This is a genomic window from Romboutsia sp. Marseille-P6047 (assembly GCF_900604535.1).
In the GTDB taxonomy this organism is placed as follows: Bacteria; Bacillota; Clostridia; order Peptostreptococcales; family Peptostreptococcaceae; genus Romboutsia_E.
This window is the reverse complement of sequence record NZ_UWOT01000004.1, coordinates 165992-180730: the sequence shown is the minus strand read 5'-3', so window position 1 is coordinate 180730 and position 14739 is coordinate 165992. Positions and strand designations below refer to the sequence as shown.

The window sequence follows — 14739 nt, the reverse complement described above, 5'->3', positions numbered from 1 at the left end:
CTTAAGGGGGAAATAATTATGGCATTTAAAATGTCTGTTCAAAAGTATTCTGGTAAAATATCAGAAGTGGAAATAGGGACAGGAGATAAGGCAATAAAGTTAGGTGGAGAAAATGTTTTACCATTTTATGGTTTTGATGGAGAGGTAGGAAATAAACAAGCAGTAGGTATACAAATATCTGATGTATATCCAGAAAGCTGGTTAGATTGTTATAAAGAAATGTATAAAGGTGTAGCTAACGATCCAGTTGAATGGGCTAAATATGTAGAAGCAAATACAGAAGCAGATTTTATATGCTTAAAATTTGATGGAGCAGATCCAAATGGATTAGATAAAACTCCAGAAGAATGTGCTACTGTTGCTAAAGCTGTTGTTGAAGCTATAAGCGTACCATTAGTTGTAGCAGGAACAGGAAACCATGAAAAAGATGGAAAATTATTTGAAAAATTAGCTCAAGCTTTAGATGGTCACAATTGTTTATTTATGTCAGCTGTAGAAGATAACTACAAAACTGTAGGTGCTTCAGCTGGTATGGCATATAGCCACAAAGTAGGAGCTGAATCTTCAGTTGATATAAACTTAGCTAAACAAATGAACGTATTATTAACTCAGTTAGGAGTTAAATCAGATAATATAGTTATGAACGTAGGATGTTCAGCTGTTGGATATGGATATGAGTATGTTGCATCTACTATGGATAGAATAAGACTTGCAGCATTTGCTCAAAATGATAAATCATTACAAATGCCAATAATAACTCCAGTTGCAATGGAAGTAGGTCATGTTAAAGAAGCTATAGCTCCAGTTGAAGATGAGCCAAGCTGGGGATGTCCAGAACAAAGATCAATAGCTATGGAAGTTTCTACAGCTGCAAGTGTATTAGTTGGTGGATCAAATGCAGTAATACTTCGTCATCCAGAATCAATAAAAACTATAAAAAATTTAATTAGCGAATTAGCTTAATTTATTTGTAAGGTTAGGGGGATATAAAAATGGCATTAAAAGCTTTAGATATATTTAAATTAACACCAAAGAAAAACTGTAAAGATTGTAGTTTTCCAACTTGTATGGCATTCTCTATGAAGGTTGCTTCAGGAGCAGTAGAAGTAGGTAAATGTCCACATATGTCAGATGATGCAATAGCTAAATTATCAGAAGCTACTGCACCTTTAATGAAAGCATTAAAAGTAGGTACAGGAGAATCTGAATATACTTTAGGTGGAGAAACTGTATTATTTAGACATGAAAAAACTTTAGTAAGTAGAAATAGATTTGCTGTTCAATTCTGTGATGGAATGAGTGAAGAAGCAGTAAATGATAAGATAGCAAACATGAAGTTAGTTGACTACGTAAGAATAGGTGAAGAAATGAAAGTTGAGTTTGCATTATTAAAATATAATGGAAACAAAGATGCTTACGTGTCATTAATAAATAAATTAAAAGATAGTGAATTAAAAATAGCATACATAGTAGATTGTGAAGATGCTGATGTTGCTAAAGAAGCTGTAGCTTTATTAGAAGGTACTAATCCAATAGTATATGGAGCTAATAAAGATAACTATAAAGCTATGATAGATGTAGTTAAAGCTGCAAATTTAGCATTAGGTGTTAAAGCATCTAGTTTAGAAGAATTATACTCTACAGTAGAAGCTATACAAAGTGCTGGTTATAAAGAATTAGTTTTAGATGTAACTGGAGAAAATATAAAAGATACTTATACTAATGCAGTTCAAGTTAGAAGAATTGCATTAAAGGAACAAGACAGAACATTCGGATACCCATCAATAATATTTGCAAATAAATTATCTAATAACAATCCAATGATGGAAGTTGCTTTATCTTCTGTATTTACAATAAAATACGGATCAATAATAGTATTAGATGATATAGATTATTCAAAAGCATTACCTTTATTTGCATTAAGACAAAATATCTACACTGACCCACAAAGACCAATGAGAGTTGAGCCTAAGATATACCCAATAAATAACCCAGATGAAAATTCTCCAGTATTAGTCACTGTTGACTTTGCATTAACTTACTTTATAGTATCAGGAGATATAGAAAGATCTAAAGTACCATGTTGGTTAGTAATACCAGATGCAGGTGGATACTCAGTTCTTACTTCATGGGCTGCTGGTAAGTTTGGTGGAAACTCTATAGCAGCATTCGTTAAAGAATGTGGTATAGCAGAAAAGACTAATAACAGAGATTTAATAATACCAGGTAAAGTTGCTGTTATAAAAGGAGACTTAGAAGAGAATCTACCAGATTGGAATATAATAATAGGTACAGAAGAGTCTATGGAAATACCTAAGTTCTTAAAAGATTATCAAGCTAAGAAAGCTCAAGAATTAGCTAACGCTTAGTATAAATAATTATTTAAAATAAATTAATTATTAGTCCATAAGGGGGAAATAGATAATGGAAAAATTTATGATTATAGGTGAAAGAATACACTGTATATCGCCAGAAATAAGAAAAGCACTAGCAGAAAGAGATCCTGAGCCAATATTAAGAAGAGCTAAAGCTCAATTAGATGCCGGTGCTCATTATATAGATTTTAATATAGGCCCAGCTGAAAGGGATGGAGAAGAAATAATGACTTGGGGAGTTCAAATGCTTCAATCTGAACTTAATAATGTTCCACTAGCATTAGATACTGCAAATAGAAAAGCTATAGAGGCAGGTCTTAAAGTTTACAATAGAGAGCATGCTAAACCAATTGTAAACTCTGCAGATGCAGGAGGAAGATTAGACATGATAGATTTAGCTGCTGAATATGAAGCTAAAGTTATAGCTTTATGTGCTAAAGATGGTATACCTAAAGATAACGATGAACGTATGGCATACTGTCAAGAAATGTTAGAAAAAGGTTTAATGCTAGGATTAGATCCATCTGACATGTTATTTGACCCATTATGCTTAGTTATAAAAGGTATGCAAGATAAGCAAGTAGAAGTATTAGAAGCAATAAGAATGATGACAGAGATGGGACTTCCAACTACAGGCGGATTATCAAATGTATCTAATGGTTGTCCAAAACATATAAGACCTATATTAGATAGTAACTTCTTAGCTATGGCAATGGCTAACGGATTTAGTTCTGCAATAGTAAACCCATGTGATGAGTTATTAATGCAAACTATAAAATCTTGCGACATAATAAATGGAGCATCTTTATATGCAGATTCATTCTTAGAAATAAACGAAGGTGCATTTGAATATAACGTATAAGATATAAACTAGTTTAAATTATTAAGCCTCAGCTATAAAGCTGGGGCTAAAAAGGGGGAAGTAGAGTGAATTTATATAATATAATTTTTACAGGTTCAGAACAAGCGTTAGATGCTGCTAAAGGAATGCTTGCTGATGCTATAGCTCAACATGGGAAGGAACATCCAGTATCATTCCCTGATACTGCATACTCATTACCTTGCATATATGCAGCAACAGGGCAAAAAATGAGTACTCTTGGAGACTTAGAAGGTGCTTTAACAGTAGTTGAATCTCTAATAAATAGAACTCATTTATTAGAGCATGCTTTAAATTCTGGTTTAGCTACAGCTTTAGCTGCAGAAGTTATAGAAGCTATAAAGTATGCAACTATGGAAGAACCATACCAAGCTCCATGTGCAGGTCATGTAGGTGACCCAATAATAAGATCTTTAGGTGTACCTTTAGTTACAGGAGATATACCCGGGGTTGCAGTTGTACTTGGTGAATGCCCAGACTCTGAAACTGCAGCTAAAATAGTTAAGGATTATCAATCTAAAGGTTTATTAACTTTCTTAGTTGGTAAAGTTATAGATCAAGTTATAGAAGCAGGAGTAAAAATGGGAGTTGACTTAAGGGTTATACCTTTAGGATATGATGTAACTTCTGTTATACATGTTGTATCAGTTGCTATAAGAGCAGCATTAATATTCGGAGCATTAACTCCAGGAGATCTTTCAGGATTATTAGAATATACTTCTAAGAGGGTTCCAGCATTTGTTAATGCATTTGGACCACTTAGTGAGTTAGTTGTTTCTGCTGGAGCTGGAGCAATAGCTTTAGGATTCCCAGTTATAACTGATCAAACTGTTCTTGAAGTTCCAATGAACTTATTAACTCAAAAAGATTATGATAAATTTGTAGCTACTTCTTTAGAAGCTAGAAATATAAAAATAAAAATAACTGAAATACCTATACCAGTATCATTTGCTGCAGCTTTCGAAGGTGAAAGAATAAGAAAAGGTGATATGATAGCTGAATTTGGTGGAAATAAAACTGAAGCTTGGGAGCTTGTTGTACATAAAGAAGCTTCTGAAGTTGAAGATCATAAAATAGAAATAATAGGACCAAATATAGATGAAGTAGAACCAGTAAATGGATTAATAAGATTACCACTTGCTGTAATAGTTAAAATAGCTGGTAAAGCAATGCAAGATGACTTTGAACCAGTTCTTGAAAGACGTTTCCATTACTTCTTAAACTATATAGAAGGTGTAATGCATGTTGGTCAAAGAGATATGTCTTGGGTAAGAATATCTAAAGATGCTTATGAAAAAGGATTTAGATTACAACATATAGGTGAAGTTCTATATGCTAAAATGAAAGATGAATTTGATACAGTTGTTGATAAATGTGAAATAGTTATAATAACTGATCCAGAACAAGTTTCTGCTAGAAAATCTGAAGCTGTAGCTAGATATGATGCTAGAGATGAAAGATTAGCATCATTAGTTGATGAGAGTGTTGATACATTCTATTCTTGTAACTTATGTCAATCATTTGCACCAGCTCACGTTTGTATAGTAACTCCTGAGAGACTTGGTCTTTGTGGAGCTGTTAGTTGGTTAGATGCTAAAGCAACTAAAGAATTAGATCCAACAGGTCCATGTCAACCAGTTGTAAAAGGAGATTGCTTAGATGATAGATTAGGTAGATGGAATTCTGTAAATGAAACAGTTAACCAAATATCTCAAGGTGCAGTTGAAAGTGTTACATTGTACTCTATACTTGAAGACCCAATGACTTCTTGTGGATGTTTCGAGTGTATATGCGGTATAATGCCTGAAGCTAATGGATTTGTTATAGTAAATAGAGAATTCCCTGGAATAACTCCAGTAGGTATGACATTTGGAGAACTAGCATCTATGACAGGTGGAGGAGTTCAAACTCCAGGATTTATGGGACATGGAAGACACTTTATATCTTCTAAAAAATTCGCGTATGCAGAAGGTGGACCAGAAAGAATAGTTTGGATGCCAAAAGAATTAAAAGATTATGTAGCTGATAAATTAAATGCTACTGTCAAGGAAATGACAGGAATAGAAAACTTCACAGATATGATTTGTGATGAAACAATAGCTAATGATTCTGAAGGTGTACTTGCATTCTTAGAAGAAAAAGGCCATCCAGCATTAGCAATGGAAGCTGTAATGTAATATTACTTAGGAGGAATAATATGAAGGTTATACCAGAATTAAGATATAGTGATAAGCATACTTGGGTAAGAGTTGAAGGAGAATATGGTTATATAGGAATAACTGATTTTGCTCAAGAACAATTAGGAGAAGTTCTATTTGTAGAAATGCCTGAAGTTGAAGATACACTAACTCAAGGGGACGACTTTGGTGTAGTAGAATCTTCTAAGGTAGCATCTGATTTAATTGCTCCAGTATCAGGTGAAGTAGTAGAAATAAATGAAAAATTAGAAGATGAACCTGAATATATAAATGAAGATCCATATGATGCATGGATAGTTAAAGTTAAATTTTCTGATGCTGATGAATTAGAAAGTTTATTAAATTCAGATTTATATGAAAGCACATTAGAGTAATTTTATTAATTAAAGATAGGAATTCGACTGCAGCGAATTTCTATCTTTAATATAGTTATATATATTATAAGGTGAAATATTTATGGCTTTAAAACTACTTTTATACAATTATCTAGCTTACTATCAAATATATCATAGGCATATTTACCCTCAGATAAAGATAGTTTATGAGTAATTATGTCAGTAGGATCATATTCACCTTTTTTTATTATGTCTAAAATCTTAGGAATATAAGCTTGTGCAGGACATTGTCCCATTTTTATAGTTATATTTCTAGAAAAGAAGTCACCTAGCGGGAATAAATTATATCTTGCACCATAGACTCCAACCATCATGACTGTTCCACCTTTTCTAATACAACGAGAAGATATTTCAATTGCTGATTTTGAGCCACCTTGTAATTTTAATAAAGTTTCTACTTTTTCAAAATTTGACATTACACCATCCATACCAACACAATCTAAGACTACATCAGCACCTCCTTGAGTAATTTCTTTTATATACTCACCAGTATCATCATGATCTTCAAAATTAATTACTTCAACGCCTTTATATGAAGATGCATGGTTTAGTCTATATGAAACTCTATCTACGGCAATAATTCTTTTTACATTTTTTAGCATAAGCCACTTTATAGCAGAAAGACCTATAGGTCCACAACCAAGAACAACTACAGTATCCCCCTTTTTTACATCTGCGTTATCTACTCCCCAATAAGATGTTGGTAAAACATCAGTAAGGAAAAGTGCCTGATCATCAGATAATTCTTCGGGAATTATTATAGGACCAACATTAGCATAAGGTACTCTTAAATACTCTGCTTGTCCACCATCATACCCACCAAATGTATCGCTATATCCAAATATTCCACCACATTCACCATATTCATTTGAGTTATCACATTGGCTATATAACTTGTGTTCACAATAAAAGCAATGTCCACATGCTACAGGAAATGGAACTATAACTCTGTCACCTTTTTTTACTTTATTAACATCTTTTCCCACTTCCTCAACTATTCCCATTGTTTCGTGACCTAAAATTGAATTCTTTTTTAGATTAGGAATCATGCCATGAATTAAATGAAGATCTGAACCACATATAGCGGTAGATGTTACTTTAACAATAATATCATCATTTTTTTCTATTTTTGGATCTTCTACATCACGTACATTTACCTTTTTTATTCCTTCATATACAATAGCTTTCAAAAAATTGTCCTCCTGTATAGTAAAATTAATTTATATTTAGTTTTAATAAAATTGAATTTAAATATTCTTGAAAAGGTATAGATTAGTTTCTTATTTAATATATATATTGTGGAAATTTATGCTAAAATTATAATAGAGACTATAATAGGGGGAATAGAGTATGATAAAGGTACTTTTTAAGTCTCATAATAAAGAGACTTATTGCAAAGAAGGGGATTTATTACTTGATGTAGCAAGGGCTGCAGATATATTTATAGATGCACCATGTAATGGTAATGTGTCATGTGGGAAATGTAAGGTTAAGGTTTTAAATGGAAATGTAGATACAGAGAAAACAAGGCATATAACTGACGATGAAGTTAAGCAAGGTTATGTATTAGCATGTAACTCTAGGGTAGTTTCAGATATTGAGGTAGAAGTACCATCTAAGTTGTCTTCATCTATGTATGGTATGAAAATTGAAGGTGGGGGGAAAGAAAAGGACGAGGCTATTTTTAATAGAGCTAAAGATATTGCTTCAAATCATAACTTAGAATTTCGTACAAATATTAAGAAAAAATATATTGAATTAGATGAGCCTACATTAGATGATAATATAAGTGACGTTGATAGATTACAAAGATATATTAGAAATAATTTGGGCTATAATGAAATTGATTTTAGATTAGATATATTAAGAAAAATACCTAAGGTACTTAGAGAAAATGATTTCAAAGTAACATTAACATACGTACAAAAAAAGAATAAGCTAACAATAATAAATATAGATTCAGGTGATACAGGAGAGTCTTTATACGGAGTAGCAATAGACATAGGGACAACATCAGTTGTAGTTTGTTTAGTAGAATTAGAGAATCAAGTACTTATAGATAAAGCATCATCAGGTAATGCTCAAATAAAATACGGAGCAGACGTGATTAATAGAATAGTATTTGCAACAAAGAAGGATGGTCTTGATATTTTATATAAAGCAATTATACATGAAACCATAAACCCATTACTTAGATCTATATATGAAAAAAATAATATAAATAAAGATGATGTTATAAGTGTTGTAGCATCTGGTAATACGACAATGTCTAGTTTGCTTTTAGGAGTTTATCCAGATTTCTTAAGAAGAGAACCTTATATACCACCTTTTTTAAGATCACCTAAACTAATGGGAGAAAATGTAGAACTAGAAGTTAATGATAGTGCATATGTTTACCTAGCACCGAATGTATCTAGTTATGTAGGTGGAGATATAACTGCAGGTGTATTATCAGCAGGGATATGGGCTAATGAAGAAAATGTATTATTTATAGATTTAGGTACAAATGGAGAGATTGTATTTGGAAATAAAGACTTTATGATGAGTTGTGCTTGTTCTGCAGGCCCTGCCTTTGAAGGTGGAGGTATTAGGTGTGGAATGAGGTCATCTTGTGGAGCTATAGAAGGGATTAAAATTAATTCAGATACATTAGAACCAACTTTAAAAATTATAGGTGATTGTGAACCTATTGGTATATGTGGATCAGGAATAATTGACTTGATATGTCAGATGATTATAAATGGAATTATAGATAGAAGAGGAAAGATACAAAAAGATATAGATAATCCAAGAATTAGATTTGATGAAAATGAAATAGGGGAATATGTATTAGCATTTAAAGAAGAATACAATTTAGAAAATGACATAATTGTAAATGAAGTAGATATTGATAATTTTATAAGAGCTAAAGGGGCTATATACTCAGGTGCATCCGTACTTTTAGATAGTTTAGGAATGGACTTTAGTGTATTAGATAGAGTTTATATTGCCGGAGGTATAGGAAATAGCTTAAATATAGAAAATGCAATAACTATAGGATTGCTTCCAGATGTATCTAGAGATAAGTTTAAGTATATTGGAAATAGTTCATTAGTAGGATCTTACTTAGCGTTAATAAGCAGAGATGCTAAAAATAAGTTAGAGGAAATTGCGAGCCAGATGACTTATGTTGAACTTAGTGTTTATCCTGGGTATATGGATGAATTTGTATCTGCATGCTTCTTACCTCATACAAATATAGAGGAATTTCCATCAGTAAAAGAACTTTTAAAGATATAGTAAGAAGTATTATAATTTATATATAGAATTGTATAACTATACATATTATAGTAATTCATATGATAGATTGTAAAAATATTAACAATACACCCTTATTATATAAATAAAATGTAAATATAAAAATAGATAATATAAGCACCAAAAATATCCAAATTAAATTGACTTTGGATTAAATAAAGTGATATACTTTATTTAAATAAGAGTATATTTTAATTGAGATCATGAAGATTTCTTTGGTGTATTGTAATGCCTAAAGGAGTCTTCTTTTTATTTTTAAAATAATATGGAGGGGATTATATGTGTGAATCAGCAGCATTTATGTTAAAAAATAATGAATTAAAAAAGGTTATGGATAATGTTGTTAGCGTAGACCCAGTTGAAGGTAAGGTTTACTTAACAGATTTACTTGGGGATCAAAAAATAGTAGATGGAGTAATAAAGGAAATAAGACTTATGGATCATAAGATAATATTAGAAGAATCAAAATAATTTATAAAATAATAGGGGTAAATTAATATGATAATAGCAGTTATAGACGGAATGGGTGGAGGAATTGGAGCTCAGATAGTATCATCATTAAGAGATGAGCTACCTACATATATAGATATATATGCATTAGGTACAAATTCAATAGCAACTAGTGCAATGATGAAATCTCATGCAAATAAGGGCGCTACAGGCGAAAATGCAATTGTAGTTTCATCTAAAAAAGCAAACGTAATAGTAGCACCAATTTCGGTCATAATGCCTAATTCTATGATGGGAGAAGTTACATGCAATATTAGTGAGGCTGTTGCAAACAGTGAAGCTTTAAAAATTTTACTACCTATAATGCCAGAAAATATAGAACTAGTTGGACTAGAAAATAAGCCACTTGCATTATTAGTAAAGGATGCAATCAAAGTTATAAAAAAGGAATTTAATATAAAATAATTAGGGGGAAATAATATGTTTACTAAAGATAGAATAAGATTTCATCATGCAGATGACCATGACCATGGGGATTTAGGAGGACATGATCATCATCATCCACATACACATAGCCATGGTGATAATGAAATAAACAAAGATGAAAAAACATTAAAAATATTGCTAGCTCATTGGGTAAATCATAACGAATCTCATGAAGAAGGTTTTAGAGAATGGGTAGATAAAGCTAGAAATATGGGTAAAGATCAAACTGCAGAAAATATAGAAAAAGCAATTGAATGCATGCAACAAGCAAATCAAATGTTATTAGAAGCAAAAAAACATATGTAATTTATATAAAAAAGATAATAGACTTAAATCTATTATCTTTTTTATATAAATTTAATTAATAAATTACGATATTATAAAATATAGGGGAATATGAAAAATATAAGTAGAATACTAAATATAATGTAGAAGTATGTATAAAACTAAATTTTCTGAAACTTAGAAAATATATTTACAAAAAAATCCATAAAATATAATATAAATATGAGGAAATATTGAAGTTTTTCAAAACAAGGGAAAATTAAGTGAGAATTATATGTTTGTCAGAAATAGTTTAATGTTATATTATAATAGGCATATAGATTGATGCTGTGCATATAATCATAGTTATGACCGTAAACATACTCAATAGTTAAACATAATAGAGAATAAGACCATGAAGGTTTAATACAAGAGATAATATATTATATCTTTTGTTAACTTCATGGTTTTTTTATAAAAAAATATATACAAATATGAGGGGGAAAATAAAGATGGTAAAAAATAAGAGTTTAAAAAGATTTCTAGCAATATTAACAATAACAGGATTATCTTTATCTGTAATAGGATGTTCTAATAATTCAAATAATAAATCAGAAACACCAGCTTCATCAGTAGAAGCTAGCAATTTTGAGACGATAGAGTTTGTTTATTCGGATGGAGCTAAAGATTATGATGTTAAAGTTGATAGCCCAAGAAAAAAAGCAGTTACATTATCTCAATTCATGACAGAGATGTTACTGGCATTAGATTTAGGGGATAAAATGGTTGGTACAGCTCTTTTAGATAATCCTATACTTCCTGAATTTGAAGAAGATTACAAAAAAATACCAGAACTTGAAGTAGGAGAAGGTCACTCTATATCTAAAGAAGCATTTTTAGCTACAGGTGCAGACTTTGTAAGTGGTTGGGACATGTCTATAAGTGAACAAACTACAGGGTCACCTGATGAACTTATAGAAAAAGGTATAACACCATTTTTAGCAGCATCATATAAGTCAGATGCAACAATAGAAACAGTTTATGAAGATTTTGAATTATTAGGAAAAATATTTGATGTACAAGACAAAGCTAAAGAAGTTATAGATAATATGAAAGATGATATAAAAGTTGTAACTGATAAAGTTGGAGAAGTTAAAGATGAAAATAGAGTAAAAATGATGGTATATGATTCAGGAGAAGATAAAGCAATGGCTGTTGGATCAGGTCTTGCAAATAATTTAATAGAGCTTGCTGGTGGAAATAATATATTCTCAGATCAAAATCAGCCATACATAAATGCTACATGGGAAAGTGTGGTAGCTGAAAATCCTGAAGTTATAATAGTAACTGATTATTTAGCAGGATCTCCAGTAGAAGAAAAAATAGAATTTTTAAAGAATCATCCAGCACTTAAAGAGGTAGATGCAATTAAAAATGATAGAATATATGTTGTAGGATTAGCTGACTTATCTCCAGGAGTTAGAAATTCTCAAGTCATAGAAAAAATGTATGGATATTTCTACGGAGAAAATAAATAATGGATTTAAATATTAATAGAAGTAGAAATCTCTCTAAAAAGAGAGGTTTCTTATTTTGGTTTTTAGGGCTGAGCATTTTTTTAGTAATGACTATAATAGGTGCGATAGCTATTGGTAGTACTTATATAGAACCTGGAGTAGTATATAAGGTACTACTTAATAAATTATCTAATGGAGCTTTATTTAATACGGAGTGGAACACAATGTATGAGAGTATAATATGGGAAATCAGACTTCCAAGGGTAATACTAGGAGCAATTTGTGGAGCAGGTCTTGCTCTTTGTGGTGTTCTTATGCAATGTGTTACTAAAAATCCAATAGCAGAACCATATATACTAGGAATATCATCTGGAGCATCTTGTGGAGCTGTTGCAGTAATAGTATTAGGTGGAATATCAACATTAGGTATAACTAGTATAACAGGTGGTGCTTTTTTAGGATCTATATTATCAGGTGTATTAGTATTTGCTATAGGTACTCAAATGGGACGAACTACATCAACTACAAGATTAGTTCTTTCTGGTATGGCTATATCAACAATATTTAGTGCTTTGACAAATTTGCTTATATATTCAGCAAAGAATTCTAATCAAGCAAAGAGTGCATTGTTTTGGACTATAGGAAGTTTGGGAGGAGCAAAGTGGGATGTATTATTACTACCATTTGTAGCATTAATATTTGTAATTATAATATCACTTATAATGTCTAAATCTTTAGATGTGTTACTATTAGGGGATGATAGTGCAGTTATACTTGGTATTAATATAAAGTTAGTTAAATCAATAATAATATTATTAGCAACCCTACTTACATCTACATTAGTTGCTATAACAGGGGCAATTGGATTTATAGGTCTTGTTGTACCACATATTTGTAGAACTATTTCTGGAAGTGACCATAAAAAGCTTATAGTCCTATCAAGCTTATTTGGAGCTATATTTTTAATTTTATCTGATGTTGTAGCGAGAGGGTTATTTCCACCAATAGAAATACCTATAGGAATAATAACATCATTAGTTGGAGGTCCATTCTTCTTATATCTTATTTCTGCAAAAAATTATTCTTTTGGAGGAAATGAGTAATGTTTAAAATCGAAGTTAAAAATTTAAAATTTAGTATAGATAAAAAGGAAATTCTAAAAGACATTTCATTAGAGGTTCCTAAAGGAGCATTTGTTGGAATTATAGGGCCAAATGGTTCTGGAAAATCTACTTTACTAAAAAATATTTATAGATTATATAAACCGTCAAGTGGAAGTATATTTTTAGATAATAAAGACTTATCTAAGGTGAAGGATAAAGAATGTGCAAAGGAAATTGCAGTACTAGCGCAAGAAAGTACATCACAATTTGATTTTACTGTTGAACAAATAGTTAAAATGGGAAGATACCCATATAAGAGTGTTTTTGAGGATTACTCTAAAAAAGATTTGCAAATGGTTAAGGACATGCTTAAAAAAGTTGGATTAGAAAATTATAGTGAAAGAAGTTTTTCAAAGTTATCAGGGGGAGAAAAGCAAAGAACGTTAATCGCTAGAGCTTTAGTTCAAGATACTGATTTTTTAATACTTGATGAACCTACAAATCATTTGGACATAGGATATCAAATTCAGCTTATGGATTTAGTTAAAAGTTTAAACATAACAACATTATCAGCAATACATGATATGAATATAGCAGCTATGTATTGTGATTACTTAATAGTCATGAAGGATGGTAAAATAAAACAGTTTGGTACAGTTGAAAAGGTTATAACAAGTGATATGTTAAAGGAAGTATTTGGGGTAAATGCATACGTAGGCACGAATCCTATTAATAAAAAATTGCAAGTATCTTTTATGCATAGTCATGTACATATAAATGGTATAGGTCATGATCATATTCATGAAGATGGATTTAGTGGAGAACATAGTCATTTCCATGAACATGTGTAGTACTTAAAAGGAGTTTACTTTTATTTTAGTAAATTCCTTTATTTATTTTGTATACATAAACAAAACATATAAATAATATAATATACTTTTAATATAAAATAATGTTTTAGGGGGAGATTTTATGAGAGATGGTCATATACATACTCAATACTGTCCACACGGTAGTAATGATGAGATTGAAGATTATATAAAAAGAGCTATTGAGATTGGGTTAAATGAAATAACTTTTACAGAACACTTACCATTACCTGAAGATTTTAAAGATCCATCGCCTGAAAATGATAGTGCTATGGATATAGAGAGTTTACATATGTACATTGATGAAGTAAATAAGTTTAAGAAAAAATATAAGAATAAAATAAAAATAAACTTAGGTATAGAAGTTGATTATTTAGAAGGATATGAAGAGGAAACTAAGTCAATGCTAGATAAGTATGGTAAGTATTTTGATGATTCTATTTTATCTGTTCATATGTTAAATATTAATGATAAATATTATATAATGGATTATAATAAATATGAATTCGGAAATATAATAGATATATTAGGAGGACTTAGCAGTGTTTATTATAAATATTATAAAACTGTTAAAAAAGCAGTAAGTGCTGACTTAGGAGATTATAAGCCAAAGAGAATAGGTCATTTAAATTTAATTAGGAAATTTAATAAGGTATACCCATACAATTATGAAAATAATATAGTACTTGAAGAATTATTAATGCTTATAAAAGAAAATGGATATGAATTAGACTACAATGTATCTGGACTTTTAAAAGAAGATTGTGGTGAAGCATATATAAGTGGTGAATTACTAGAGTTAGTAAAAAAATATAAAATACCTGTAGTTCCAGGTTCTGATGCACATAGTGTAAATAATATGAAGAATTATGATAAGATAGAATGTTTGATAACAGAATGAATTA

The 14739-nt window shown here is 30.6% G+C and carries 14 protein-coding genes; 13 read left to right on the top strand and 1 reads right to left on the bottom strand.

What is annotated here, in order from left to right; translation table 11 throughout:
• Positions 1–18 precede the first annotated feature (18 nt).
• From acsD to gcvH, 5 genes are all read left to right on the top strand, one after another.
• Positions 19–963 (top strand): acetyl-CoA decarbonylase/synthase complex subunit delta, encoded by a 945-nt coding sequence (gene acsD / locus EIH23_RS05855; RefSeq protein ID WP_122639292.1) that lies wholly within the window; start codon positions 19–21, stop codon positions 961–963.
• Between the two features lie 29 nt (positions 964–992).
• The gene (acsC, locus tag EIH23_RS05850; protein WP_122639291.1) at positions 993–2369 is read left to right on the top strand and encodes an acetyl-CoA decarbonylase/synthase complex subunit gamma; all 1377 of its coding nucleotides are present in this window, start codon (positions 993–995) and stop codon (positions 2367–2369) included.
• A gap of 55 nt (positions 2370–2424) precedes the next feature.
• Positions 2425–3237, top strand: coding sequence for a carbon monoxide dehydrogenase/acetyl-CoA synthase methytransferase subunit (acsE, locus tag EIH23_RS05845; protein ID WP_122639290.1), 813 nt, complete (start codon positions 2425–2427; stop codon positions 3235–3237).
• A gap of 65 nt (positions 3238–3302) precedes the next feature.
• Positions 3303–5432: an acetyl-CoA decarbonylase/synthase complex subunit alpha/beta gene (acsB, locus tag EIH23_RS05840; protein WP_122639289.1), complete on the top strand. Its 2130-nt coding sequence runs from the start codon at positions 3303–3305 to the stop codon at positions 5430–5432.
• Between the two features lie 20 nt (positions 5433–5452).
• Complete coding sequence (gene gcvH, locus EIH23_RS05835) at positions 5453–5827, top strand: glycine cleavage system protein GcvH (protein WP_122639288.1); 375 nt, start codon at positions 5453–5455, stop codon at positions 5825–5827.
• 80 nt (positions 5828–5907) lie between these two features.
• Here gcvH and EIH23_RS05830 read toward each other — a convergent pair whose 3' ends face one another.
• Entirely contained in the window at positions 5908–7038 is a 1131-nt protein-coding gene (locus tag EIH23_RS05830) for a zinc-dependent alcohol dehydrogenase (RefSeq protein ID WP_122639287.1), read from the bottom strand.
• 160 nt (positions 7039–7198) lie between these two features.
• On the opposite strand from EIH23_RS05830, the gene acsV reads away from it, so the two are divergent.
• The 8 genes from acsV to hisJ all read left to right on the top strand — a co-directional run bounded on the left by acsV (position 7199) and on the right by hisJ (position 14735).
• Positions 7199–9127: a corrinoid activation/regeneration protein AcsV gene (gene acsV, locus EIH23_RS05825; protein ID WP_122639286.1), complete on the top strand. Its 1929-nt coding sequence runs from the start codon at positions 7199–7201 to the stop codon at positions 9125–9127.
• 297 nt (positions 9128–9424) lie between these two features.
• Positions 9425–9616 carry a CooT family nickel-binding protein gene (locus EIH23_RS05820; RefSeq protein ID WP_122639285.1) on the top strand — a complete coding sequence of 64 codons (192 nt, stop codon included), beginning with the start codon at positions 9425–9427 and terminating at the stop codon, positions 9614–9616.
• A 27-nt stretch (positions 9617–9643) separates the two neighbouring features.
• The gene (locus tag EIH23_RS05815; RefSeq protein WP_122639284.1) at positions 9644–10060 is read left to right on the top strand and encodes a DUF3842 family protein; all 417 of its coding nucleotides are present in this window, start codon (positions 9644–9646) and stop codon (positions 10058–10060) included.
• A gap of 15 nt (positions 10061–10075) precedes the next feature.
• Positions 10076–10387, top strand: a complete 312-nt coding sequence (locus EIH23_RS05810) for a hypothetical protein (protein ID WP_122639283.1) — start codon at positions 10076–10078, stop codon at positions 10385–10387.
• Between the two features lie 470 nt (positions 10388–10857).
• Positions 10858–11883 (top strand): ABC transporter substrate-binding protein, encoded by a 1026-nt coding sequence (locus EIH23_RS05805; RefSeq protein ID WP_122639282.1) that lies wholly within the window; start codon positions 10858–10860, stop codon positions 11881–11883.
• On the top strand, positions 11883–12965 hold the full coding sequence (locus EIH23_RS05800; RefSeq protein ID WP_122639281.1) for a FecCD family ABC transporter permease: 1083 nt from the start codon (positions 11883–11885) through the stop codon (positions 12963–12965). The genes EIH23_RS05805 and EIH23_RS05800 overlap by 1 nt, the downstream gene beginning before the upstream one ends.
• Positions 12965–13816: an ABC transporter ATP-binding protein gene (locus tag EIH23_RS05795; RefSeq protein ID WP_122639280.1), complete on the top strand. Its 852-nt coding sequence runs from the start codon at positions 12965–12967 to the stop codon at positions 13814–13816. Before EIH23_RS05800 ends, EIH23_RS05795 begins: the two co-directional genes overlap by 1 nt.
• Positions 13817–13937: 121 nt before the next feature.
• Positions 13938–14735: a histidinol-phosphatase HisJ gene (gene hisJ, locus EIH23_RS05790; protein ID WP_122639279.1), complete on the top strand. Its 798-nt coding sequence runs from the start codon at positions 13938–13940 to the stop codon at positions 14733–14735.
• Positions 14736–14739: the final 4 nt, after the last annotated feature.